At 64.9% G+C, this 24,982-nt stretch carries 23 protein-coding genes and 2 tRNA genes; 6 read left to right on the top strand and 19 right to left on the bottom strand.

All coding sequences use genetic code 11. The features are described 5' to 3' along the window. Nucleotides 1-77 precede the first annotated feature (77 nt). Both ACSYG9_RS10310 and ACSYG9_RS10305 read left to right on the top strand, forming a co-directional pair. Nucleotides 78-986 carry a DUF2268 domain-containing protein gene (locus ACSYG9_RS10310; protein ID WP_454842340.1) on the top strand — a complete coding sequence of 303 codons (909 nt, stop codon included), beginning with the start codon at nucleotides 78-80 and terminating at the stop codon, nucleotides 984-986. A 29-nt stretch (nucleotides 987-1,015) separates the two neighbouring features. After that, a complete protein-coding gene (locus ACSYG9_RS10305; protein ID WP_454842339.1) occupies nucleotides 1,016-1,783 on the top strand; it encodes a MerR family transcriptional regulator in 768 nt (255 codons plus the stop codon). Nucleotides 1,784-1,908: 125 nt separating this feature from the next. Here ACSYG9_RS10305 and ACSYG9_RS10300 read toward each other — a convergent pair whose 3' ends face one another. The 6 genes from ACSYG9_RS10300 to ACSYG9_RS10275 all read right to left on the bottom strand — a co-directional run bounded on the left by ACSYG9_RS10300 (nucleotide 1,909) and on the right by ACSYG9_RS10275 (nucleotide 6,813). Further along, on the bottom strand, nucleotides 1,909-2,880 hold the full coding sequence (locus ACSYG9_RS10300) for a R2-like ligand-binding oxidase (protein ID WP_454842337.1): 972 nt from the start codon (nucleotides 2,878-2,880) through the stop codon (nucleotides 1,909-1,911). Nucleotides 2,881-2,924: 44 nt separating this feature from the next. After that, nucleotides 2,925-4,097 carry a Dyp-type peroxidase gene (locus ACSYG9_RS10295; protein ID WP_454842335.1) on the bottom strand — a complete coding sequence of 391 codons (1,173 nt, stop codon included), beginning with the start codon at nucleotides 4,095-4,097 and terminating at the stop codon, nucleotides 2,925-2,927. Then, nucleotides 4,090-4,602, bottom strand: a complete 513-nt coding sequence (locus ACSYG9_RS10290; RefSeq protein ID WP_454842333.1) for a copper chaperone PCu(A)C — start codon at nucleotides 4,600-4,602, stop codon at nucleotides 4,090-4,092. The genes ACSYG9_RS10295 and ACSYG9_RS10290 overlap by 8 nt, the downstream gene beginning before the upstream one ends. 90 nt (nucleotides 4,603-4,692) lie before the next feature. Next, nucleotides 4,693-5,193, bottom strand: a complete 501-nt coding sequence (locus ACSYG9_RS10285; protein ID WP_454842332.1) for a hypothetical protein — start codon at nucleotides 5,191-5,193, stop codon at nucleotides 4,693-4,695. A 65-nt stretch (nucleotides 5,194-5,258) separates the two neighbouring features. Further along, entirely contained in the window at nucleotides 5,259-6,404 is a 1,146-nt protein-coding gene (locus tag ACSYG9_RS10280; RefSeq protein ID WP_454842331.1) for an RNA polymerase sigma factor, read from the bottom strand. 1 nt (nucleotide 6,405) lies between these two features. Further along, nucleotides 6,406-6,813 (bottom strand): YciI family protein, encoded by a 408-nt coding sequence (locus ACSYG9_RS10275; protein WP_440127048.1) that lies wholly within the window; start codon nucleotides 6,811-6,813, stop codon nucleotides 6,406-6,408. 190 nt (nucleotides 6,814-7,003) lie between these two features. Between ACSYG9_RS10275 and ACSYG9_RS10270 the strand changes: the two genes are divergently transcribed. Genes ACSYG9_RS10270 through ACSYG9_RS10255 form a run of 4 tightly spaced genes read left to right on the top strand, consistent with a single transcriptional unit; the run spans nucleotide 7,004 to nucleotide 10,081 of the window. Then, complete coding sequence (locus ACSYG9_RS10270; RefSeq protein ID WP_440127047.1) at nucleotides 7,004-7,210, top strand: cation transporter; 207 nt, start codon at nucleotides 7,004-7,006, stop codon at nucleotides 7,208-7,210. A 34-nt stretch (nucleotides 7,211-7,244) separates the two neighbouring features. Next, the gene (locus ACSYG9_RS10265; RefSeq protein WP_454842330.1) at nucleotides 7,245-7,409 is read left to right on the top strand and encodes a hypothetical protein; all 165 of its coding nucleotides are present in this window, start codon (nucleotides 7,245-7,247) and stop codon (nucleotides 7,407-7,409) included. Nucleotides 7,410-7,435: 26 nt separating this feature from the next. Further along, nucleotides 7,436-9,685: a heavy metal translocating P-type ATPase gene (locus ACSYG9_RS10260; RefSeq protein WP_454842329.1), complete on the top strand. Its 2,250-nt coding sequence runs from the start codon at nucleotides 7,436-7,438 to the stop codon at nucleotides 9,683-9,685. Between the two features lie 48 nt (nucleotides 9,686-9,733). After that, nucleotides 9,734-10,081, top strand: a complete 348-nt coding sequence (locus ACSYG9_RS10255; protein ID WP_440127044.1) for a metal-sensitive transcriptional regulator — start codon at nucleotides 9,734-9,736, stop codon at nucleotides 10,079-10,081. Between the two features lie 63 nt (nucleotides 10,082-10,144). On the opposite strand, the gene ACSYG9_RS10250 is transcribed toward ACSYG9_RS10255, so the two are convergent. From ACSYG9_RS10250 to recF, 13 genes are all read right to left on the bottom strand, one after another. Beyond that, nucleotides 10,145-10,217, bottom strand: a tRNA-Ala gene (locus ACSYG9_RS10250). A gap of 138 nt (nucleotides 10,218-10,355) precedes the next feature. After that, nucleotides 10,356-10,429: transfer RNA gene (locus tag ACSYG9_RS10245), tRNA-Ile, on the bottom strand. Between the two features lie 75 nt (nucleotides 10,430-10,504). Beyond that, nucleotides 10,505-11,692, bottom strand: coding sequence for a DUF3566 domain-containing protein (locus ACSYG9_RS10240; RefSeq protein WP_454842328.1), 1,188 nt, complete (start codon nucleotides 11,690-11,692; stop codon nucleotides 10,505-10,507). Then, nucleotides 11,693-14,197, bottom strand: a complete 2,505-nt coding sequence (gene gyrA / locus ACSYG9_RS10235) for a DNA gyrase subunit A (RefSeq protein ID WP_440127042.1) — start codon at nucleotides 14,195-14,197, stop codon at nucleotides 11,693-11,695. It lies immediately after the preceding gene. Between the two features lie 128 nt (nucleotides 14,198-14,325). Then, nucleotides 14,326-15,150 (bottom strand): MHYT domain-containing protein, encoded by an 825-nt coding sequence (locus ACSYG9_RS10230; protein WP_454842327.1) that lies wholly within the window; start codon nucleotides 15,148-15,150, stop codon nucleotides 14,326-14,328. A gap of 313 nt (nucleotides 15,151-15,463) precedes the next feature. Continuing rightward, on the bottom strand, nucleotides 15,464-15,601 hold the full coding sequence (locus tag ACSYG9_RS10225) for a hypothetical protein (RefSeq protein WP_454842326.1): 138 nt from the start codon (nucleotides 15,599-15,601) through the stop codon (nucleotides 15,464-15,466). A 7-nt stretch (nucleotides 15,602-15,608) separates the two neighbouring features. Then, nucleotides 15,609-16,163 carry a GTP-binding protein gene (locus tag ACSYG9_RS10220; RefSeq protein ID WP_054715879.1) on the bottom strand — a complete coding sequence of 185 codons (555 nt, stop codon included), beginning with the start codon at nucleotides 16,161-16,163 and terminating at the stop codon, nucleotides 15,609-15,611. 13 nt (nucleotides 16,164-16,176) lie between these two features. Next, nucleotides 16,177-16,551, bottom strand: a complete 375-nt coding sequence (locus tag ACSYG9_RS10215; protein WP_054805600.1) for a DUF742 domain-containing protein — start codon at nucleotides 16,549-16,551, stop codon at nucleotides 16,177-16,179. A 13-nt stretch (nucleotides 16,552-16,564) separates the two neighbouring features. Next, the gene (locus ACSYG9_RS10210) at nucleotides 16,565-16,981 is read right to left on the bottom strand and encodes a roadblock/LC7 domain-containing protein (RefSeq protein ID WP_054805599.1); all 417 of its coding nucleotides are present in this window, start codon (nucleotides 16,979-16,981) and stop codon (nucleotides 16,565-16,567) included. Continuing rightward, entirely contained in the window at nucleotides 16,978-20,565 is a 3,588-nt protein-coding gene (locus tag ACSYG9_RS10205; RefSeq protein WP_454842324.1) for an ATP-binding protein, read from the bottom strand. The genes ACSYG9_RS10210 and ACSYG9_RS10205 overlap by 4 nt, the downstream gene beginning before the upstream one ends. 382 nt (nucleotides 20,566-20,947) lie before the next feature. After that, nucleotides 20,948-22,984: a DNA topoisomerase (ATP-hydrolyzing) subunit B gene (gyrB, locus tag ACSYG9_RS10200; RefSeq protein WP_440127609.1), complete on the bottom strand. Its 2,037-nt coding sequence runs from the start codon at nucleotides 22,982-22,984 to the stop codon at nucleotides 20,948-20,950. Between the two features lie 214 nt (nucleotides 22,985-23,198). Next, the gene (locus ACSYG9_RS10195; RefSeq protein ID WP_440127039.1) at nucleotides 23,199-23,756 is read right to left on the bottom strand and encodes a DUF721 family protein; all 558 of its coding nucleotides are present in this window, start codon (nucleotides 23,754-23,756) and stop codon (nucleotides 23,199-23,201) included. Further along, complete coding sequence (recF, locus tag ACSYG9_RS10190; RefSeq protein WP_440127038.1) at nucleotides 23,746-24,981, bottom strand: DNA replication/repair protein RecF; 1,236 nt, start codon at nucleotides 24,979-24,981, stop codon at nucleotides 23,746-23,748. Before recF ends, ACSYG9_RS10195 begins: the two co-directional genes overlap by 11 nt. Nucleotide 24,982 lies beyond the last annotated feature (1 nt).

The following is a 24,982-nucleotide window of genomic DNA, read 5'->3' as shown; positions in this document are numbered from 1 at the left end:
CTAGTTGCACTGACCAGGGACATTGATCGAGGAAAAGGTTGACCTTGTCGTAACGGCAATGCTTACGGTCGCTTCTCATGACCATTTCGATGATCGACAGTGCCTGGGGCATGAGCCGAGTCCTGACGGCGGACGCGAAGGATCGCGACGACCTCATCCGCGACATGTGGGCTCCAATGGCGGGGATATACCACTTCATCCCCGGCGGCGTGGACATGGCCACCGTGCACCAGCAGAACTTCGGCTTCCGTCCGGAGTCCGCGATCGGGCAGGTCCGCGAAGGTCTGGAGTCCCTTGTCGCGGCAGATGCGTGGACCCGCATCGAGAAGGCCCTCGAGGAGGGCATCGCAACGTTGAGGGCTGCCGATCCGGGTGTGACGATCCCCGATCTGAACGTGCTGCTCGTACTCGGGGATCCGACCAACAGGCACTTCGTCGACGAGGTGCAAGGGATGTCAGGATTCGGCGGCATCAGCGGCTACATCGCCATCACCGTCTGGCCCACTTCACGCGTCCTCGATCGCCTCGAGGCGATCGCGGTCCACGAACTGCACCACAACGTGCGCTACTCACCCGGCGGAATCGTGTGGGACCCACAGACAGTGATGGTCGGCGAGCACGTTGTGTCCGAAGGGCTCGCCGACATTTTCGCGTCGGAACTGTACGGCGACGCCGGCTACACCCACTTCGTGCGCGACGAAACCCGCTCCGACGACCAGGTCCTGGCGAAGGTTGCCAGCGGCCTGGGCGTCACCGGAATGGCAGACTTCGCCGCCTGGGTGCTGGGCGACTCCAGCGCACAACTATTCGGTGCCGAGCCTGTCGGCCTGCCGACCGGGGCCGGCTATGCAGCCGGTGCTCGAATTGTCCGCGCATACCTCGACGCCACGGGAACCACGGCCGCCCAAAACATCAGCACTCCCGCGTCCGAAATCCTGCGCATTGCGCTGCCACGGCTGGGCCTGACCACAGACCCGGCACACTGAGCAGTAAGTCGAACGACAGGAGCCCACTGATGGAATGGACGGTGCACGAGCTCGCTGAACGCGCAGGCATCAGCGGCCGCACGCTGCGCCACTATCACCGCATCGGCCTGCTCGATCCCGACCGCGTCGGGTCCAACGGCTACCGCTACTACGGTCCCGACGCGGTCGCTCGCCTGCAGCAAGTCCTCCTGCTCCGCGACACGGGTATGCCACTGGCCGACATCGCTGCAGTCCTCGACGCACCCGAGACGCCCACCGCCGAGGTCGAAGCACTCCAGGCCCACCTGACACAGCTCGCCGATGACCGCGAGGCCCTGAACCGGCGCATCAGCGCGGTCGAGCACACCCTGCAGATGCGTCGAGAAGGCCGCGAACCACGCATGGACGTGATGCTCGAAGGCTTCAACGACCGCTACGAGGTCGAGGTCGTACGACGGTGGGGACGCGAGGCTTTCGACGCGTCGAACCGGTGGTGGCATGCCAAGTCCGTGGGACAGCAACGCGACTGGCAGGCCAGCGCCCAGGCCCTGCTCACCCGGTGGGCAGAAATCCACGAAGCCGGCCACACACCCGGCTCACCAGTTGCTCGAGCGCACGCTGCCGAGCACATGGCCTGGTTCGCTGACATCCCCGGAACACCCACCCACGCCGGCGATGCCGAACGATCCGCCGCAATGGTGCGAGGCATGGCAGACCTCTACGAAACCAACCCCGACTTCCACCAGACCTTCGGCAGCCCAGAGGCCGCGCAGTTCGCCGCGAACGCCCTGCGCATCCACGTGCAGCATCCAACCTGACAGCGGCGGGTGCCGCGGCGCCGTCCCGGGCCGAAAGATGCTACGTCCACACCGTCACCGACCCCACAAGGCCTGGGCGAACCAGCCACCCTCACGCGGTTGATCAACGTCCCCGGTCAGTACATCTAGTCGGCAGTCTCCGTCTCGGTGATCGAGGCGAGTTCCGCTGCGTCCTCGGCACCGAACTTCTCCTCGAGAACCTCCGGTGTGTAGTCGAGGTCGATCTCCTCGACGGCCCGGCCCCGAGCCGATTCGATCGCCCCGAGTCGGCGTTGCGCCCGGTCGGCCGCGTAGGCGACGAACTCCTCGGGATCGAGTCCGTAGGGTTGTTCGTCGAACTGGTCGTTGACCCACCCGATCATCCCGAGGGCCATCGGAAGCAGTTCGTTCATGCGCTCCTGCACGACGTTCCAGTTCGAATCGTCCGCCGCGACGTGCCGGCGGCACGTAAACGTTCCCCACGCCATGTGGCGGCGCTCGTCGCCGCCGATGCGCTGCACCAGTTCTTGCATGCCCGGCAGGATTCCCCGTGTAGTGCACACCTTCTGCCAGGCGTAATAGCCGGTGAGGGCCAGACTTCCTTCGATCACGTGGTTGTAGGTGACGCTCGCGCGCACCTGGTTCGCAGGTGACGGATCCGAATCGAGCACCTTCAGCGAGTGAGGTAGTTCCTCGTAGAACAACTGTCGGTAGTACGGATTGTCCGCCACGTACGGATGCAGATCCGATGTGAGGCCCACTTCGTCCATCCACAGCCGGAACACCTGCATGTGTTTCGCTTCCTCGAAACAGAACTGCGTCAAGTACATTTCGTCGCCGATCCGGCCCTCGGCCGCCATCGCACGCAGGAACGGCTGGATGTCCTGAGTGACAGCTTCTTCACCCGCGGCGAACTGCGCAACCAGGAAGGTCGAACTGCGCTGTTGCTCCGGATTCAGCTCCGCCCAGTCCGACGCGTCACGCGAGAAGTCGAGGTCGTGAGGATCCCAGAACTTGGCGTTGCCTTTCGAGAAGAGCCGAAGCGGGAAGGCGTCCCAATTGAGGCCGCCTTCCCGCAGCGACGCAAACCCCTGACGTTCCTGTGTTATCCACGTCACAGCAACCAGGCTAGCCCCGAACCGGGCCGGCGTCACATATTCGGTCAGTTCTCCAACAGCACATCCCCCGGGTACCCATCGGGCCCATATCCAGGCGGTATGACGAAGACGGCCGATCCGACGGGAGTGGTCCAGGTGTTGAGCGCGTCGTGCTCGGCGAGCCGCTCCTGCACGGGAACGAACTGCCGATCCACATCGCCCTGGTAGGCGGCGAACAACAGACCTGCTCCGTCGTCGTCGTAGTTGTAGGCGCGGCGGAGGAACTGTTCGTCGGCGCTGCGCGGCCGGGCCCGAGCAACGTGCGCCTCCGGCGGGATCACCGGAATCCCGTGGTCGTCGAGCGCCTCGAAATCGGCGTCGTCGTGCTCGTCGGCACCGGTCAGCGGTGAGCCGTCCGATTGCCTGCGCCCCATCACGAGGTCCTTCGCGGGACGGTCGAGTTCGTCCCACGTATCGAGCTCCATGCGGATGCGGCGCAACACGAGTGACGTCCCACCCGCCAGCCACCGAGGCTCTCCCCCATTCCAGACCTGGCGATCGAAATCCGGGGTCGCAGGCTGCGGATTGACGGTGCCGTCGACCTGGCCCATGAGGTTGCGCATCGTCAGCCCCTCGGGCCGGGTACCCGCGGCATGACGAAAACCCCGCTGCACCCATCTGATCGACGCACGCGATCTCACGCTCTTGGTGAGTGCGCGTACCGCATGAGACACCGTCATCGGGTCGTCGCCGCACACCTGCAGCAGCAGGTCGCCTCCAGAGAATCGGTCCTCGAGTTCGTCGATGCCGAACGACGGCAGCGGCCGAAGCCACGCCGGTCGCGCTGCGACCGATGCTGCCGCATCGAACACCGCGCTTCCGTATCCGACAGTGACGGTCAGGCGTGCGGGGTCGACTGCCAGCTCGGGTTCGGTATCGCCGAGCGCAGGCACTCCCCGGGTGAGTCGGCGCGTGTCCTCCGCCCACACTTTCATCACACCGATCAAGCCGACCCGATCGACATCCGGCTTCAGGTCGAGCGCCACAAACGCGGCAAACGCCTGCGGCTCGGTATCGATCCCCGCCTGGTGCACACCGTGGCACTCGACGGTGTGTGCGCCCCTGCGCTCAGGCTCCCGCGTTGCGGCGGCGACACCTGCGCCTCCCACTCCGAGCCCGACCACCCCGAGCATCGCAGCGCTACCGCCCAGCAGACGACGACGACTTACGTCAGCCACTGTGGTCGGCTCCTTCAGCGTGGCCTGGTGCGTATTCCTCCTGTGCACCCGCGAAGTCGCGGACCTGCGCTGTGAAATCCTTCGTGGAACCGTCGTCGAAGGTGAGGGTGAAGGACACGTCCGCTCCCGGCACGATCGGACCGGTCAGATCCATGAGCATGAGGTGGTCGCCTCCCGGTTCGAGGCTGTGCACACTGCCGGCCTCGACGACGAACCCGGATTCGGACTCGCGCATCACCATCGCGCCACCGTCACCCGGGACCATCTCGTGTAGTTCTGTGCTGCCCGCGCCGGGACTCGCTGCAGAGACGATGGTCAGGTCTTCATCGCCGGTGTTCTCGAGTTCCGCAAACGCGGCGGTCATGCCTGAGTCGGCAGCTTTCGCCCAGGACGACGAGACGACGAGCGAGTCTGCTGCGGTGGTGTGGTTGCTGTCGGCGCCGCATCCCGCGACGAGAACGCCGGCGGCGGTGAGGAGCAGAGTTGTTCTGAAGATCTTGATCACTTGGGTTCTCCATGCTGTTTTCCGGGCATGCGGCAGCGCCGATCGCCGCGCGGCGGCGATCCCGGTGGGGACTCGTGAACGAGGTCGAGGTCAGGCCACGACCGGCGGACCTCGCGTGCCGAGCCCGGCAGCGGGAAGAAGCACACGACGCGCGTGCGGGCGATGCGCAACGCACGGGACGACGCGAGAACGTACGGGCGGCGCGTTGTAGCGCCGAGGGACGAGACGATGCACCGCTGCCAGGGCTATGCGGCAGCCCCGCTCTGCAGCGGTGATCAAGAAGGCTCCGGCCCCCACCGCCGCGACGTGCGCCGAGACCATGGCGGGACTCGGCATGTGCATGTGTTCGGACCCCAGCGCAAGTACGACGTGACCGAGGACCTGGCCCACCGCAAGGACCGCGATCACGGGAAGCCGACTTCCCATCGCGAGTGCTCCGACAGCGACCGCCGCCAGCAAGAGGAGTACCGCCGAACTCTGACCGGGCGCCGCTCCCCCGGCCGCCGCGTGTGCGGCGATGCTCACCGCACCGGAAGTGCCCCCGACGAAGCCGCCGCGCAGATGCGCCACGAGCCGTCGTTCGGTGGACATGAGCCCAGGGTACGTCGGTACTACGAACTGTCGTACACGGGCGTCGTTTCACGTGAAACATCCGGCTACCCGCGTAGCATCCGATTCACCCTTGCTGCCTGCCGTGCGAGATGGTGCCGTTCGGCCAGGTTGGGTGCCGTCAGAGCAGCTTCGGCATACAGTCGAGCGGCGTCGTCGAGATCACCCGCCTTCTCGTGGAGGTACGCCGCCGCCGCGCTGTATCGCGGAAGACCTGGATCCACCGCAGCCAAGGCCGCGAGACCCGCCGCGGGCCCGTCGGCCTCACCGACCGCGACGGCACGGTTGAGCGCCACGACCGGAGATCCGGTGAACCGGAGGAGTTCGTCGTACCAGCCGACGATCTGCACCCAATCGGTTTCTTCGACACACACCGCGTCGGCGTGCAGGGCCGCGACGGCAGCCTGAGCCTGGAACTCGCCGAGCCGGTCCCGAGCCAGCGCGGCCTGAAGCATCTCCACGCCCTCCTCGATGAGTGAGGTGTCCCAGCGGGAACGATCCTGGTCTGCGAGTGCGACAAGACTCCCGTCCTCGCGCATACGAGCGGAACGTCGGGCGTGGTGCAGCAGCATCAGCGCCAGCAACCCGATGGTCTCTTCGTCATCATGGATCTCCGCCAGCTGCCGAGTGAGCCGGATCGCTTCGGCTGCCAGATCGACGTCCCCCGTGTAGCCCTCGTTGAAGACCAGGTAGAGCACGCGTCGCACAGTTGCGAGATCGCGTGTCTCTTCGAACCGCACACCGCTCACGGTTTTCTTGGCACGGCTGATCCGCTGCGCCATTGTCGCCTCCGGAACGAGGTAGGCCGACGCTATCTGCTTGGTCGTCAGACCTCCGATGGCGCGGAGTGTGAGCGCCACTGCAGAAGCCGAGGTCAACGACGGATGAGCACACAACAGGAACAGGTGCAGTGTGTCGTCGGCGGTCTCCGTCGGCCCGGGCGGCGGTTCGACGACCATTCGCTGCTCGCGTTCCCTCCTCGCCGTATCGGAGCGGTATACGTCGAGAAACTTGCGCCAGGACACCGCGACCAGCCACGCTTTCGGATCTGCGGGTGGACGTTCCGGCCATGTCCGGATGGCCTCGATGAGCGCTTCCTGCACGGCGTCCTCGGCTGTCGCGAAGTCCACTCCGCGATGCACGAGGACGCCGATGACTGCGGGAGTCAGCGTCCTCAGCAGCAGTTCGTCCATCTCACTCGGTGATCGTCGGAGGCGCGGTGAGGAACGGCCGCACTTCGAGCCACTCGTGGATCGGCTTGCCGCCTGCGCCGGGCGCTGCCGACAATTCACCTGCGAGGACGACGGCACGCTCGTAGGAGTCGACGTCGATCACCATCCAGCCGGCGATGAGATCCTTCGTCTCCGCGAAGGGCCCGTCGGTGACCGGCGGACGCCCCTCCCCGTCGTATCGCACGAACGCGCCCTCGGGAGCGAGTGCCTGCCCGTCGACGAACTCACCGGTCTTCTCGAGTTTCGCAGCGAACTCCTGCATGTATTTCATGTGATCGTCGACCTCTCCGGGGGTCCATTGATCCATGGGGACACTGTTCACCGCCTCGGGGGCGCCGCGGTAATGCTTGAGCAGTAGGTACTTCGTCATCGGGGTCTCCTCGGTTCTGTGCAGCCAGTGTGGCTGCATACACCACTGGGACGGAGCTGTTCGCCGGGTCTCGACATCACCCGGCGGGAATCTCCGGAAGTTCTTCGCTCCTATACCCACGGTTGATACCCATGGGGGGTATAGGTATACTGGTGGGCGAAACACCTACTGCAGCGAGAAGAGGGAACTCATGAGCACCACCACCGTCACCGTGACCGGGATGACCTGCGGGCACTGCGTCTCGTCGGTCCGTGAAGAAATCAGTGAGATCCCCGGTGTCACCGGTATCGAAGTCGACCTCGCAAGCGGACGCGTAGACATCGAGTCGAATACCTCAATCGACAGTGCAGCCATAGCAGCAGCCGTCGATGAGGCCGGCTACAAAATCGCCGACTGATCCACCTATCCCGACTCCGACAGGAAGCCCTCCGATGAAAACCTCGACGAAGGTCTCCGGATTCATCCTCGGCCTGGTCGCAGTCTTCGCCCTTGCGTTCGGGGCCGGCGCGCTGGCCGGCCCCGAGGACACGAGCCACATCGATCCCCCGCCCCACCCCGCGACAACCACCACCACCGTCGACGAGCACGGACACTGACCACCACATCCGAGAGGAGTACCCGAATGAACTCCGTCGCCCGTCCGGCAGACGGTCGTATCGAACTCGAGATCGGTGGCATGACCTGCGCGTCGTGCGCCAACCGAATCGAGCGCAAACTCAACAAGCTCGACGGCGTCACAGCCACCGTCAACTACGCCACGGAGAAGGCGCGCGTCGACTATGTCGGCGAGATATCACCCGCCGACCTCGTCGCCACCGTCCAAGAGGCCGGATACACCGCCGCACTACCCGCGCCGCCCACTGCCGCCGGATCCGAGCCCACCGCGGAACCGGATCCGACCGCCGTGTTGCGGCAGCGACTGCTGGTCTCACTGGTCCTCAGCATCCCGGTGATCGCGATGGCGATGGTTCCGGCTCTCCAGTTCCCGAACTGGCAGTGGCTGTCCCTGACCCTCGCCGCGCCCGTCGTCGTGTGGGGTGCCTGGCCGTTCCACAAGGCCGCCTTCACCAACCTCCGGCACGGCGCCGCCACGATGGACACCCTCGTCTCGGTCGGCACCCTTGCAGCATTCGGCTGGTCTGTATATGCCCTGTTCTGGGGCACCGCAGGCATCACCGGCATGACACACCCGTTCGAGTTCACCATCGCCCGCACCGACGGCACAGGCAACATCTACCTCGAGGCTGCCGCCGGGGTCACCACCTTCATCCTCGCAGGCCGATACTTCGAGGCCCGGTCCAAGCGCAATGCCGGGGCAGCGCTACGGGCGCTGCTCGAACTCGGTGCCAAGGAAGTCTCGGTACTCCGCAACGGAGAAGAGCAACGGGTACCCGTCGAGCAATTGTCCGTCGGCGACGAGTTCGTGGTCCGGCCCGGCGAGAAGATCGCCACCGACGGCATCGTCGTCGACGGCTCTTCCGCAGTCGACGCCTCGATGGTCACCGGCGAATCGGTACCGGTAGAAATCGGACCGGACGACCAGGTCATCGGCGCCACTGTCAACGTGGGCGGCCGAATCATCGTGCGCGCCAATCGCGTCGGATCCGATACCCAGCTCGCACAGATGGCCGCGCTCGTCGAAGACGCCCAGACCGGCAAGGCCCAGGCACAACGGCTCGCGGACAGGATCTCGGGAGTCTTCGTCCCCATCGTGATCGCACTGTCGGTAGGCACCCTCGGGTTCTGGCTCGGTACCGGAGGCTCGGTCGCGGCAGCGTTCACTGCAGCCGTCGCCGTGCTGATCATCGCCTGCCCATGCGCGCTCGGGCTGGCGACACCGACCGCTCTGATGGTGGGCACCGGTCGCGGAGCTCAACTCGGCATCCTGATCAAAGGTCCGGAGGTCCTAGAATCGACCCGCCGCGTCGACACCGTCGTCCTCGACAAGACCGGCACCATCACCGCAGGCAAGATGACGCTGGTCGACGTGATCGCCGCCCCCGGTGAGGACACCGGTGAGGTTCTGCGTCTGGCGGGGGCTCTGGAGGATTCGTCCGAACACCCCATCGCACAGGCCATCGCCAAGGGTGCCCGCGACAGGGTGGGCAGCCTGCCACCGGTCGAACAGTTCACGAACCTCGCGGGACTCGGCGTGCAGGGCACCGTGGACGATCGTGCAGTGCTCATCGGACGCACCCGGCTGCTCGCCGACTTCGCTCAGCATCTGCCCGCCGAACTCGACGACGCCATGAAGGCCGCAGAAGCCGACGGCAGAACCGCCGTCGCGATCGGCTGGGACGGCGCTGCGCGCGGAGTGCTGGTGGTCGCCGATGTCATCAAGCCCACCTCTGCCGAGGCGATCGCCCAACTGCGCGATCTCGGTCTGGCACCGATCATGCTGACCGGCGACAACACCGCCGCAGCCACGACCATCGCGGGTCAAGTGGGAATCGACGAGGTCATCGCCGAGGTTCTGCCGTCCGAGAAGGTCGACGTCGTCAAACGTCTGCAGGGACAGGGCAAGGTGGTCGCCATGGTCGGTGACGGGGTCAACGACGCCGCCGCTCTCGCCCAGGCCGACCTCGGGCTCGCGATGGGCACCGGCACCGACGTCGCAATCGAAGCGAGCGATCTGACTCTCGTCCGAGGCGACCTGCGCGCCGCAGCCGATGCGATCCGGCTCTCCCGCCGTACCCTCGGCACGATCAAGGGCAACTTGTTCTGGGCGTTCGCCTACAACGTGGCCGCGCTGCCACTGGCCGCGATGGGGCTGCTCAACCCGATGATCGCGGGCGCCGCGATGGCCTTCTCGTCGGTGTTCGTGGTCAGCAACAGTCTGCGGCTTCGCCGATTCCGCTCCACCGCACGATAGGCATAATCGACGTTGCGCCACATGACAGCCGGATCCCAGGAGGACACAATGGCCACCCCCACCCCCGCGGCCACACCATCCGGTGTTCCCGCGGCCGACTGCCATGAGCACGCCGGACACGGGTACATCACTGAGAAGGACGCCTATCTCAAGCGACTCAAGCGCATCGAAGGCCAGGCCCGAGGGCTGCAGCGAATGGTCGAAGACGAGAAGTACTGCATCGACATCCTCACCCAGGTCTCGGCGATGACCAAGGCGCTGCAGGCCGTCGCGATGGGTCTGCTCGAAGACCACATCAGTCACTGTGTCGTCGACGCCGCGGTCGCGGGCGGGCCCGAAGCGGACGCGAAGATCAAGGAAGCGACCGACGCCATCGCTCGTCTACTGCGATCCTGATCTGACACTTCGTCGTAAACGACCGAAGGGCGCTTCCGATTTCTCGGAAGCGCCCTTCAACTGTGGAGCCTAGGAGATTCGAACTCCTGACATCTGCCTTGCAAAGGCAGCGCTCTACCAACTGAGCTAAGGCCCCGTACGCCGGGTTACCGGCTGGGTACCTCGTGCCACTCATCCTCGCTCCGGAGCATCCGGGCGATTCCGAAGACCACCAGAACTACCGTTCCCACCGCGATGAGAACCTTCATTCTGCTGCCCCTTTCGGCACGGGGAGTGGGCCTAGGAGGACTTGAACCTCCGACCTCTTCGTTATCAGCGAAGCGCTCTAACCGCCTGAGCTATAGGCCCTCGAACCGAGATGGAACACTACCCCACCGACACTCGAAGAACAAAATCGCCTCGGTGGGGCAGTATTCCTGCAGGTCAGTCCGGGTCTGCCAAAGTGACCTGCACTCCGCCGACGAGGTCGCTGCAGAGGTTGTAGATGAACGCACCGAGCGTGGCGAGAGCGGTCATCAGAATCATGTTCGCGAGACCGATCACCGTCGCGTAGCCGAACACCTGACCGACAGTGATAAGTCCGTCACTTCCCGACTCCGAGACGAGGTCGGTGAAGGCACTGTTCAACCGATCCCACACGCCCATGCCCGCGAGCACGCCGTACAACAGGCCCACCGCGATCATCCACACGAAGAACAGCGACAGGGAGATCAGCGCGGACACCTTCAGCATCGACCACGGATCGATACGGCGGAGCTGCACAGTCGCCCTGAGCGCCTCACCCGCGGCAGGTGCCACGACGACGGGGCTCGCGTGCGGCGTTTCCGCCGCGGCGGGCGCCGCCGGCGTCGGGTGCTTGACGCTCGACAGATCCGGCAGGTCCTTCGCCAGGTCTTTGCGCTCGATGTGCCGGGTCGGGCCGTCGATGACCGCCGACTTCGCTGTCGCGGCGCCCCGATCGGACCCCTGCGCGCCACCGGTCATGGAGGCGGCTGCCGTACCGGTGACGACGGGACGAGTAGGCGCCGCACTGCCCTTTGCGGCGGGATTGTTCTTGGCGGCAGGTTTACCCACGGCCGGCTGGGGGCCCGTCGCGGGACGCTGAGCGGCTCCTGACGGGCGATTTGCAGTCTTCCCCAGGCCGGGCCCGACCCCGGGGAGATTCGTCTGCGGGGTGTTCTGTTGCGACGCCGCAGCACCCTGCTTGTTGGCCGCAGGCTGCTGTCCACGCTGCCAAGGCGGTTTCTGACCCGTCGGACGCGCCGTCGGGCTCGAACGCTGTGCCTGTCGCGTCGCCTGATCCTCGGCGGCAGCCGACTCGCCCTTACCGGGAGCCGACTCCCCCTTGGCTGGGGTCGATGCGGGCTCCGATGACTTGGCGGACTTCTGGGCCGGCCCGCTCGTGGAATCTGCCGCAGGCTTTTCACCGGGCTTCCCCGACTGAGCAGCCTCCGGCGTCACGGCGTCACCGGCAGACTTCGCCTGCCCGGACGCCTGCTTGTCAGCGGCTCGCCCGCTCGGGTCGGTCTCCACCTCGCGTCCGTTCCGGTCCTCGGGCTTCCGGGCGGATTTTCCCTGGTCGGATCCGTTCGGCCCCTGGGGAGTGCTCACTTACGACTCCTTCGATTCGGATGCGTCGATCTCCTCGGGCTCGTCGGCGTTGCGTGCAATCGCAAGCAACGTGTCGCCCTCGCCCAGGTTCATCAAACGCACACCCTTGGTCTGTCGGCCTGCCTTGCGTACCTGCTTGGCAGCAGTACGAATGACACCGCCGCCGGACGTGATCGCATACAACTCGTCATCGTCCTCGACGATTCGTGCACCGACCAGGGTGCCACGTCGCTTGTCGTACTGGATGGTCAGAACACCCTTACCACCGCGACCCTGGACGGGGTAGTCCTCCATCGGCGTGCGCTTCGCGTAGCCACCGGAAGTTGCAACCAGCAGGTACGTACCTTCCTTCACCACGTTCAGCGACAACAGCTTGTCCTCGCCGTTGAACCGCATGCCCTGGACACCGGAAGTCGCGCGACCCATCGGACGCAATGCTTCGTCGGTCGCCGAGAAGCGGATGGACTGCCCCAGCTCGGACACGAGCAGCAGATCGTCCTCGGACGAGCACAGCACGGCGCCCACCATCTCGTCCTCGTCGCGCAGGTTGATCGCAACGATGCCGCCCGAGCGGTTGGAGTCGAAATCCGAGAGGCGCGACTTCTTCACCAGTCCGTTGCGGGTCGCGAGCACCAGGTACGGCGCATCCTCGTACGTCTTGAGCCGGATAACACCCTGGATGCGCTCGTCCGGCTGGAAGGCCAGCAGGTTCGCGACGTGCTGGCCACGGGCCGTGCGGTTCGCTTCGGGAAGCTCGTATGCCTTCGCGCGGTAGACGCGGCCCTTGGTGGTGAAGAACAGCAACCAGTCGTGTGTCGACGTCACGAAGAAGTGCTTGACGATGTCGTCCTGCTTGAGGTCGGCGCCCTTGACGCCCTTGCCACCGCGCTTCTGCGACCGGTACAGGTCGGTGCGGGTGCGCTTGGCGTAGCCGGTTTCGGTGATCGTGACGACCACGTCTTCGCGGGCGATCAGATCCTCGTCGGTCACGTCGCCGTCGGCGGGGACGATGCGGGTGCGACGCTCGTCGCCGTACTTGTCGACGACCTCCTTCAATTCGTCGCGGACGATCGCACGCTGCCGCTCGGGCTTGGCGAGGATGTCCTTGTAATCGTCGATCTCACGTTCGATCTCGGCGAGATCGTCGACGATCTTCTGTCGTTCGAGAGCAGCGAGCCGACGCAACTGCATCGCCAGGATGGCATCGGCCTGGATCTCATCGACGTCGAGCAGATTCATCAGGCCGGCGCGAGCGATGTCGACGGTCTGTGACGCGCGGATCAGCTTGATGACCTCGTCGAGCGCATCGAGGGCCTTGACCAGACCGCGCAGGATATGGGCGCGTTCCTCGGCCTTACGCAGCAGATACCGCGTCCGGCGGATGATGACCTCGATCTGGTGATTCACGTACAACCGGATCATCTGGTCGAGACGCAACGTGCGCGGCACCCCGTCGACGATCGACAACATGTTGCATCCGAAGCTCGTCTGCAACTGCGTGTGCTTGTACAGGTTGTTCAGCACGACCTTGGCGACGGCATCACGACGGACCGTGACGACGATGCGCATGCCGATGCGGTCGGACGACTCGTCGTGGATATCGGAGATACCCGCGATCTTCGCGTCGCGGACCTGCTCCGCGATGGAGGTGATCAGGTTGTCCGGGTTCACCATGTACGGCAACTCGGTGATGACGATGAACGAACGGCCCTTGGAATCCTCTTCGATCTCCACGACGCCGCGCATCTTCACCGAACCGCGCCCGGTGGTGTAGGCATCATGGATGCCCTGCGAACCCGTAATCAGGCCTGCCGTCGGGAAGTCGGGGCCCTTGATGCGCTCCATGACCGCCGCGAGTGTGGCTTCCTCATCGGCTTCGAAGTTCTCGAGTGCCCAGTAGATCGCGTCGGCGACCTCGCCAAGGTTGTGGGGCGGGATGTTGGTCGCCATACCGACCGCGATACCGCCCGAACCGTTGATCAACAGGTTGGGGATACGGCTGGGGAGAACCGTCGGCTCTTGCGTTCGTCCGTCGTAGTTCGGCTGGAAATCGACCGTCTCGTGGTCGATTTCGCGCAACATCTCCATTGCGAGCGGCGTCAGGCGGCACTCGGTGTACCGCATGGCCGCAGCCCCGTCGTTTCCTCTGGAGCCGAAGTTGCCCTGTCCGTCGACGAGGGGGTACCGCAACGACCACGGCTGCGCGAGACGGACCAGCGTGTCGTAGATCGACGAGTCGCCGTGCGGGTGGTAGTTGCCCATCGTCTCCGCGACCGCACGCGCAGATTTCACATAGCCGCGGTCGGGACGGAAGCCGTTGTCGAACATCGCATACAGCACGCGGCGGTGCACGGGCTTCAAGCCGTCACGCACATCGGGGAGGGCGCGGCCCACGATCACGCTCATCGCGTAATCGATGTAGCTGTTCTGCATCTCCTGCTGGATGTCGACGGGCTCGATACGGTCGTGCCCCGCACCCTCCGGCGGCAACGTGATGTCGGTCATGAGCTCCTTCTTCTACTCGGCTCGAACGTCCGGTACGGGCTCACGCCCGACGAACCTCTCGCAACCACCCGAGTCTATAGGTGCAGGTCAGCAACCGCCGCGAAGGACATCCACTTTCGGGCCACGCATCACGACATCTCGGACTTCACCCCGCGCGAATCCACCGATTCCGACCAGTCCGCGATCTGGAACTCACGACGCATGTCGTCGTCGCTGGGAGCAGCAAGCAGCAAGATCACCAGAACCGCGAGTACACCGAGACCTACGATGAAGCCGGGAAACATCAGGGACATCACGGTCATGCCGCCTGGAGCCGGCGCCGCCGGATCGATGATCACCGACACGCCTGCCATACCGGTGTAGTGCAATGCCACCACCGCACAGGCCATCAACAACGCTTCAGGTACACGCATGAGCGGGCTCGCGACACGCTGCGACAATGCCAGCGCTACGAGGGAGGCAGCCACGCCGATCGCGACCGAGGCAGCAACGAAGGTCGTGTCCTGGACGAGTTCCCCTTGTACGCGTACCGCGGCCATTCCGGTGTAGTGCATCGCGGCAGCAGCGCACCCCATGACACCACCGCCGACCACCAGCCGGATCCGCCGCGGGGCATTCGCCATCCAGGGCGCATCATTACCGACGATGCTCAGGCCGAACCATGTCGCGCCACCGGCGAGTACGACCGAGACCAGTGTTTCGATCAAGCCGTAACGCACAGAGGAACCGGGCACTGAGAACCCCATCATTCCGATGAAGTGCATCAACCAGATCCCGACGCCGCCGATCGAGATGCTCGCCAGCACGGTCCAGCGCATCCGGAGTGCCCGGGTGGGAGCGTGGTTTGCGCGGTGCGCGCAGGACAGGCCGACGTACGACCCGATCACCGATGTGAGCCAGGCCAGAACGAAGAGCCACATTCCCATCGAGAAGTGGTGAAGCTCGTGCGACATATGTTCTCCAAGCAGGACAGCACACGACCCCACCAGCACGAGGAGGCATGCTGCACACGTGATTTCGATGCAACAGTGGCCCCGACAGCCGTCGGGAACATTACCCTGTCTTCATCGAAAACTGTTGTGCGAGAGGCTCGAAGGAGACACAGTCGGTAGTCCGAGCAATCGAGCGGTGCAGGCGACACCGTTCTCACGAATGTGACCTGACACCCATTGATCGGACACGACTTCAGTTGCGAAACACCACGATCGGGCACGCAGATCACCGCGGCACCCGCAACAGCCCGACCGACAAGACATGTCGTGATGATCAACCACCACACACGGACCCGTCGGCTGACGCAGTGCGCGCGATGCGCGCACCCGCCACTCCGACGAACACCCCGATTGCCGAGGTGATGGTGACCCGCGCCATCATCCGTACCGAATGGTGAATGGCCGCGGGCACGAATCTCCTACTGCGCCACCGGCTGATGCAACTTCCGAAGTGCGTACTCGGTGACGGTGACAAGTGCCTGCTTGGCCGATTCACGCGACCGAGCGTCGATCGAGACGATCGGCACCTCGGGAGAAATGGCCATGGCCTGGCGAATGTCTTCGAGAGGGTAGCGCGGTGCATCGTCGAACTCGTTGATCGCGACGATGAACGGAAGATTGCGCGCTTCGAAGAAGTCGACAGCAGCGAAGCTCTCGTCCAATCGACGGGTATCGATCAGCACGATCGCACCGATGGCACCGCGGATGAGGTCGTCCCACATGAACCAGAACCGATGCTGACCCGGCGTACCGAAGAGGTACAGCACGAGATCCTCGGCCAAACTGATTCGACCGAAGTCCATGGCCACGGTTGTGGTCGACTTCTGCGGCGTTGCGGCAAGGTTGTCGACGCCATCGCTGGCGTTGGTGACGAGCGCTTCTGTGCGGAGCGGAACGATCTCCGACACAGCCCCCACCAGCGTGGTCTTACCGACACCGAATCCGCCGGCGATCACGATCTTGGTCGAGGTCACGCGCTTCGTAGCGTTAGAGTTCGCGAAGTCCACTGAGGACCCTTTCAATCAGCTCACGACGCTCCGCGTCGCTCGAATCGTCTTTCAGCGTGGCCAGGATCTGTACATGCCCGGCTTCGACGAGGTCGGCGACGAGCACGCGTGCAACGCCGAGCGGCACACCCACCCTCGCCGCGATCTCGGCGACCGACGGAGACTCCTTGCACAGTTCCAAGATCGTGGCGTTGATGTTGTCCAGATCCCGAGCCCGGCTGTCTGTTCCCGGAATTGCCTGGATCAGGGCTTCCAACGCCAGTTCGACCGCAGGACTTGTGCGTCCCGAAGTCAGCGAGTACGGCCGGACCAGACTCGGCTGGTCCGGCACCGACTCCGGCTTGCGCGGTTCCATGGCCACCTCGACGTCAGGACCCCAGGCCGACCCGAGGCGTCGCCTCGACCGACGCACCCACCCGGTCGACCAGGAGCGCCATTTCGTAGCCGACCTGTCCGATATCGCATTCCGAAGCTGTGAGCGCAGCGAGGTGCGAACCGTCGCCGACACTCATGAGCAGCAAGTAGCCGTGCTGCATCTCGACGACGGACTGCAATACTCCGCCACCGTCGAACAACTGCGAAACCCCGTTGGAGAGGCTCGCGAGTCCGGACGTCACCGCAGCGAGCTGCTCGGCACGGTCGACCGGAAGATGGGCACTGGCAGCCATGAGGAGACCGTCGGCCGACACGAGGACCGCATGCGAGACACCAGGGACTTCGCGCGCAAAGTTGGAAACCAACCAGTCCAATGGACGAGCTACATCGGATCCATGATCAATGTTCATCGAACTCCCTGTTCATTGTTCTCGCGATTACTTGTCGTCGCCGAGGCGCGTCCATTGCGGACGCCCTGCTGGTGGCGACTGAGATTGGCCCGAATGGATTCCGGGTCACGACGTCGAAGCGCGCGCTGTTCTGCGGTTGCAGGTTCGCGCACGGCACCCGGGACGAGGCGTTCGCCCGGCGCACGGCGAGGCAGGCCGGAGGTGGTGTGTTCCTCCACCGGAACTTCCGCTGCACGTTGCGCGGCCTGCCATCCGGAGTCGGCCGCCGAATGCCATTCGCGCTTCCGCCGATCCTCGGGAAGGTTCGTCGGATCGACGAGCCAGTCCGACATCATGTCGGAGAAGATCGGGTTACCGGCCGCCGAGTGAGGTTTCGGCGAACCCACATCCGGCCGCGGCTGGAAGAACGACGCGGTCTTCGCGGAATTGGTGCGGTAACGATGACGGGCCGCATTCTGCGCATCGCTCTGTTCCGATACCGAACCACCGTCGGCAATGCTCGCCGGGCGAGCTGCGGACTGCGGGATTCGCGGCGACGACCCCGGCTGCCGACGCGGCAGCCCGAATGCTCCACCACGACGATTCTCCGCGCTGGGCGGCGGACCTGCCTGTAGAGGCGCTACCGACGGAGTCGCACCGGGACGCCGCTGCGGCAGACCCGACGACGTGACCTCTGCCGGTCGTGCATCCGGCTCATTTCGGGTCGGCTGTGCGGTACGACCGTTCGACGTTGCCGATCCGTCCTGGCTCTGCGGCGGCAGACCCGGCGTGGACCCCGGCCGACGCTGTGGCAGACCCGGCGTGGCACCGGGATTTCGCTGCGGCAGACCCGATTCGGGCGCGTCCTGCGGGGGCCGCACCGCGCGCACCGGAACACCGGGAGTTGCACCAGGGTGACGCTGAGGCAGACCTGGGCCCGAGGCCGGCGGGTTCCCTTGGACCGGAAAGCGGTTCTGCGAAGCCGGATCCTGGGCCGGACGACGCTGAGGCAGACGGGATTCGCGGATCGGCGGAGTCGCGAGAGCTGCGTGGCTCGACGATTCCCGACTCTCCTCGTCCTGGTTCAGCGATTCCTGAACCGGAGCCTCATGACGTGACGACTCCTGAACTGGCGGATCCTGCTGCTCGCGTTCCGGACTCTCGCGACGTCCGTTCTCGGTATTCGGATCCACGGGTGTGCGATTGGCACGTGACGGGAGCGCCGAGGCGAATGCCGCCGCCGCATCGGGCTGGATCCGGCGCGGAGCCTGCTGTCCATCCGGCTGCGGAAGTCCTGGAGTCGAGCCGGGGCTGCGCTGCGGAAGTCCTGGAGTCGAGCCGGGGCTGCGCTGCGGTAGCCCCGGAGTCGAGCCCGGCTGACGCTGCGGCAGACCGGTCGGTGTCTGCTCGCGCGGCGGCTGCTGACGAGGCGGAACTGTCGGAGCGGCGTGGGCTGCCGGAACGGCGTGGGCTGCCGGAGCAGGAGGGAACGCCTGCGGCTGCGCGTGCGGCTGTTCCCGGTATACGGGCTCCGACTGCTGGAACCCGCCCGGAGCGGTGTCCGGGCGACGGATCTCCGTGAGCTGATCGTCGACGCGCGAGTCCTGACGCGAATCGGCGCGCACCGGAAGATACTCCGGAATCGACTGCGAGTGTTCGCGGTCCGGCGAGGTCAGAGGAGCTTCCTGCTTCTGTTCGACGGAGATCTCCTCCGCCTCCCCGTCGATGACGGGCACCGGCTGGGCCAGTGCCAGCGGCGACATGAGCAGAACGTCCGGAATATGGACACTCGCGGTGATACCGGGATTGCGAGCGGTGTCGAATGTCGGCCGCAGGCGCACAGTGAGCCCGTGGCGGTCTGCAAGACGCGAGGTCACGAACAGACCCATGTGCCGAGCAGTGTCCGGGCCCACCTCGCCACCCTGACGGAGACGATCGTTGATCAACTCGAGTTCGTCGGACGGGATACCGATACCGCGGTCGGCGATCTCGACGAGCAGGCCACCGTCGACGGCACGCGCAAAGCTGAACGTGACGGTGCTGTCCGGCGGGGAGGCACGCAGGGCGTTGTCGACCAGCTCGGCGAGCAGGTGGACGATGTCCGTTGCGACGGCACCACTGAGCGCACCGTCTGGCGTGGAACCGATTTCGACGCGCTGGTAGTCCTCCACCTCGGACATCGCTGCACGCAGGATGTCGCCGAGCTGAACCGGGGCGGACTGTCCACGGCGCATCCGTGTACCGGAGAGAATCAGGAGGTTGTCGCCGTTACGGCGCATACGTGCCGCAAGGTGATCGAGCTTGAACAAGCTCTCGAGACGGGACGGGTCCTTCTCTTCGAACTCGAGTCGCTCGATGAGCCCGAGCTGCTGTTCGACGAGCGACTTGCTTCGACGTGCGAGCGTCTCGAACATGTCGCTGATCTGCAAGCGGAGGTGGGCCTGCTCGCCGGCGAGGCGCAGCGCCTGACCGTGCATGTCGTCGACGGCGCGGGCGAGCTGACCGATCTCCTCGGTCGTCTCGACCGGAACCCGTGTGAACTCGATGTCCTCGATGCTGTCGCCGACCTTGATCCGGTCGATGGCTTCGGGGAGTTCCTGTCGTGCAACCTTGAGGGTGCCGTAACGCAGACGACGGATCGGTCCCACCAGCGACCGCGATACGAGCAACGCGAGAACGAGAGCCACGAGCAGCGCCGCGAGCACGAATGCAGTATCTCGGAGTGCAGCAGAACGAGTTTCCGACGCGCGGTCGATCACAGTTCCACTGATCGCCTGGGAGGCTTCGTTGATGATGTTGGAGTAGACGTCGACGCTGTGAAGCATCGATGCGCGCAGGTCCATCACCGGCAGCGGACCCTGGCCTGCGGCCTCCACCATTGCGGTGCGTTCTTCGATGCGGCCGCGCAGGTCGGCGATCTGTGAGTCGGCGAGGGGGTACGAGCGGGCAAGCAGATCGAGCATCGCGAGTTCGCCGCCGGACGCGGTGACCAGCGCAGTGCCCGAGGTTTCCGGGTTCTCGAGAATCTCGATCACGCCGAGAACCTGACCGAACAGGTAACGCTGCGAGTACCACGCGTTGATCAGGCGAGTCCCGTGGTCGAGGACCTCCGGGTCGTCGATCTGGTCGAGAATCGCCTCGACGATCCGGTTGAGGCTGTCGCGGACCTCGTTGTAGACCGTAGCCATCTGTGCGACGGGAACGGGGCCGGCCTGCATCTGCCCGTAGAGGGTCTCCGCGGCGGCAATCGTCTGGGTGAGGTCTGCAGTGATAGCAGGATCGAACTCGGGGTTAGCGGCAAGCGGCTTGATCTTTTCGAATGATGCCCGGAGCGTATCGAGTTCCTCCGGTGTCGCCGTGCCGGCTGCATTGCTAGCGGTCGTGGTTGCGAACGCAGTCGAGAAGTCGACGATATCGGGCACCGCCACGACCTGGTCCGCAGCAGACGAGAAATGGATCGCGTTACTGAGTTCCGCTTGGACGCGAAGTCCGCCGAGGACCATCGCCACTACTACAGGAACGGCGAGGACAGCGGTGACCTTCCTGCGAAGACCCCACCCCTCGATGCTCCACCACCGCTGCCGGCGCGGTGACTCGTCACTCATGGATTACAGCTCTCCTTCCAACCCGTTCGCGCCGGGCGACGAGCATTCGCAACCAACCCACTCGACCGGTGAGCGTGATTTTCTCTGGAATGCAGTCGAACGAGACGTTTCTGGGTGAGGGCACCATATCGGGACATACAAGGGATATGGAAGACGGGTTTCCACATACGCCCGATGATTCCCTTCATGGCCCTGTTCGGCGGCCACGCATACGAATGGCCGTTAGGAGTGTACTCATGAGTAACCGCTGAATGTAAGCGGCTTTAGTCCGAAATGAGAGTATCAGTAGGGCCTGCGACATGAGTTATCACACATCGCAGGCCCTATTGGGTCGACACACCGGAACGTGAGGCAAACCACGACGCCTTCACATCCGCAAGCATCAGACGTCGAGGAAGCGCACGTCCTTCGCGTTGCGGGTGATGAAGCTGCGCCGAGCCTCCACGTCCTCACCCATGAGCACGCTGAACAACTCGTCGGCTGCAGCCGCGTCGTCGAGGGTGACCTGACGCAGGATGCGCACGCTCGGGTCCATCGTGGTCTCCCAGAGTTCCTTGGCGTTCATTTCGCCGAGACCCTTGTAGCGCTGGATGCCGTCGTCCTTGTTGATCTTCTTGCCTGCAGCGAGGCCCGCTTCGAGCAGTCCGTCGCGCTCACGGTCCGAGTAGGCGAACTCGGCTTCGGCGCGCTGCCACTTGAGCTTGTACAGCGGCGGCTGCGCCAGGTAGACGTGACCGTGTTCGACGAGCGGGCGCATGAAGCGGAACAGCAACGTGAGCAGCAACGTCGCGATGTGCTGTCCGTCGACGTCGGCGTCGGCCATCAGCACGATCTTGTGGTAGCGCAATTTCGCGATGTCGAACTCTTCGTGAATGCCGGTGCCGAACGCCGTGATGATGGACTGCACTTCGGCGTTCTTCAGCACACGATCGATACGCGCCTTCTCGACGTTGATGATCTTCCCGCGCAGCGGAAGGATCGCCTGGTACATCGAGTCGCGGCCCGACTTCGCCGAACCACCTGCGGAGTCACCCTCCACGATGTAGATCTCACACTTGCCCGGGTCCTTCGAGCGGCAGTCCGCAAGCTTGCCGGGCAGGCCGCCGATATCGGTGGCGCTCTTACGACGCACCAGCTCACGGGCCTTGCGCGCGGCCACACGAGCCTGAGCCGACGACACGGCCTTGGTCACGATCGTCTTCGCATCGGCCGGATTGGCCTCTAGCCAGTGCGAAATGTGCTCGTTGCACGCCTTCTGCACGAACGACTTGACCTCGGTATTGCCGAGTTTCGTCTTCGTCTGTCCCTCGAACTGCGGCTCAGCGACCTTCACCGAGATGATCGCGGCCAGGCCCTCACGGATGTCGTCACCGGTGAGATTCGGGTCTTTGTCCTTGAGGAGCTTCTTCTCTTTCGCGTACCGATTGACCACGCTCGTGAGCGCCGCACGGAAACCTTCCTCGTGCGTACCGCCCTCGTGGGTGTTGATGGTGTTGGCAAAGGTGTGGACGGATTCGGAGTAACCCGAGTTCCACTGCATCGCGAGCTCGAGCTCGTGACCGGTGCCCTTTGCGGTGAAGCCCACCACCGAGTTGTGGATCGGCGTCTTGGTGCGGTTGATGTGTCGCACGTAGTCCTCGAGACCACCCGGGTAGTGGTAGACCCGCGTCTTGGTCTTGTGCACGGGAGGCTCGGAAGCCTCCGCTGCCTCGTCCTCGGCACTCTTCGGAGCTTCGGCAGTCTCGGCGACGACCTCGTCGGTGATCTCTTCAGGGAGAACCCGCTCGTCGGTGAGCGTGATGGTCAGGCCCTTGTTGAGGAACGCCATCTCCTGCAGGCGTCGTGAAACGGTCTCGAAGTTGTACTGCGTGGTCTCGAAGATGTCGTCGTCTGCGAAGAACCGCACAGTGGTTCCGGTGCGCTTGGTCGCTTCACCCTTGATCAGCTCGCCGGGCTTCGAGTTCGTGTAGGTCTGTTCCCAGTGGTATCCATCGACATCGATCTCCACCTCCAGCTTGGTGGACAGGGCGTTGACGACAGAGATACCGACGCCGTGCAGACCACCCGACACCGCGTATGCATCGGAGTCGAACTTGCCACCTGCGTGGAGCTGGGTGAGCACAACCTCGACCGTGGGCGCACCCGACGCATGCATACCGACCGGGATGCCACGGCCGTCGTCGACGACCTCGACACCACCGTTCTCGAGAAGGGTCACCTCCACCTTGGAGGCATAACCCGCCATCGCCTCGTCGACCGAGTTGTCGACGACCTCCCAGATGAGGTGGTGAAGACCACGCTCGCCCGTGGAGCCGATGTACATGCCGGGACGCTTACGAACCGCCTCGAGGCCCTCGAGGACGGTGATGGAAGACGCACCGTAGTCACTTTTGTTCTTGTTCGACTTCTCGGCAGCCACGGGTGGGTAGCTCTCCTTTTCCGCCTCGGCCTCGCGCACATGCGCGTGGCGCATTCTTGTCCATTCTACTTGGCTCGAGCCCGTATGCCCCCGGCGACACAGAGCGCGCTTGCCGCACCGCTGACGTCCCCACAGTCGGCACGGCGCAGACCGGCGAAAGTGAATTCCTACATCGCCGGTATTTCGGCGCTCGCACGGAGACCCGGCGCCGCGGCTAACCGTAGGTGTCGCGGGGGCCGCGGCCATGGATATGCCGTTCGCCCTTGCGCCAGCTCGGCGCGGTGGGACCGGTGATCCGCAGTTCCTTGACCACACCGTGCCCCACGGACGCCGCGACCTTCGCGAGTATCTGCGATTGGATCATCCGCAGCTGCGTCGCCCATGCGGTCGACTCCGCCGAGACATGGAGGATCCCGTCGCGCAGCGTCGTAGGCCTCGCATGCGAGGCGATGTCCTCGCCCACGACCCGCGCCCAACTGCCCAGCACCGTGCCCTCGGATACATGCGCCGACCAGCCACGCTGCTTCGCGATCGCCCCGGTCAACGCACCCAGCCGCTGAGGATCCCGGTCGTCGGGGCCAGGACCCGACCAGCCACGCTTGCGGCGTCGCGGACGCACCCTTCCACTCGAAGCACGCCCTTGCCCCACCGATTTGCCACTGGCCTTCGCAGCGGCTCGAGCTTCCTCTAGCGCGCGCCGTGCCAGATCCACACCACGCAGTTCGGGTTCCGGTCCGTTGTCCTTCGATCCGGCAGCCTCGTCATCCGTCATCGGATACCTCCCCTACCGATTCTCCTCGCCTCGCGGCACCCAGCACCGAGATACGGCCGCGCTCGGTCTCCTCCGCGTACACCGGGAACCGTGCACCCGCCAGCTCGGACGGTACGTCCTCGGGCACGGCCGCGGTGATGAGGACCTGTTCCGCCGTCGCCGCGACCGCCGCGAGCGCGGCTCGGCGACGACGGTCCAGCTCGGCGAACACGTCGTCGAGCATCAAGACCGGATCCGTGCCGTCCGACCGGAGCAGAGCGAACGCACCCAGCCGGAGCGACAGAGCGAACGACCAGGATTCGCCATGGCTCGCATATCCTTTCGCGGGCTGATCACCGAGCGCCAATTCGAGGTCGTCCCGATGAGGACCGACCAGGCACACGCCTCGTTCGATCTCCTTGGAACGCATCTCCGACAGCCTCTGCAGAAACGCGACCTCGATCAGGCCCAGGTCGTCGTGCCCGGGTATTCGGGCGGGATCAGCAAATTCTGCAGGCAGTGCGTCGCCGAGACTGCTCCGGTACCGCAGGGCCGCCGGCCGTGATTCCGGTGCGATGGACCGGTAGGACTCGACCACGTGTGGGGCGAGGTCGTGCAGCAGCGCGATTCGTGCCGCCAGCAACTCCGCCCCGTGTGCCGCCAGGTGCCCGTCCCACACATCGAGCGTCGCCAGCGCGCTCGCGCCATCGCTCGAGCGCGCACCCTTTCGAAGGGCACCGCCGGCTGTCTTGAGCAGCGCGGAACGCTGACGCAGAACTTTGTCGTAGTCCGCGCGCACCCCACCGAGACGTGGAAACCGGGTGGTGAGCAGCTCGTCGAGAAACCGCCGACGGTCGCCAGGGTCGCCACGGACCAGCGACAGATCCTCAGGTGCGAACAACACCGTTCTGAGGATCCCGACGATCTCTCTCGGTCGCCTTGCCGGCGACTGGTTGATTCGGGCCCGATTGACCTTGCCGTCGTTGATCTCGATGTCGATTCCGAGTTCACGGCCACCGTTGACGACCACGGCACCCACGAACGCTCGTGCGGTCCCAGCGCGCAGAAGAGGGGAATCGGAGGACACACGATGCGATGACAGACCCGACAGGTACCCGAGCGCTTCGATCAGATTGGTCTTGCCGTGTCCGTTGGGCCCGACGAAAACGGTTGGGCCGGGCTCCAAATCGGCCGACGCGGTCTCCCATGAACGGAAATCGCGCAGCGCGAACGTGCGAACGTACACG

It is taken from the genome of Rhodococcus sp. SJ-2 (genome assembly GCF_053750035.1).
Note: the sequence above shows the minus strand (reverse complement) of the source record. Positions and strands in the feature narration are given on the sequence as shown.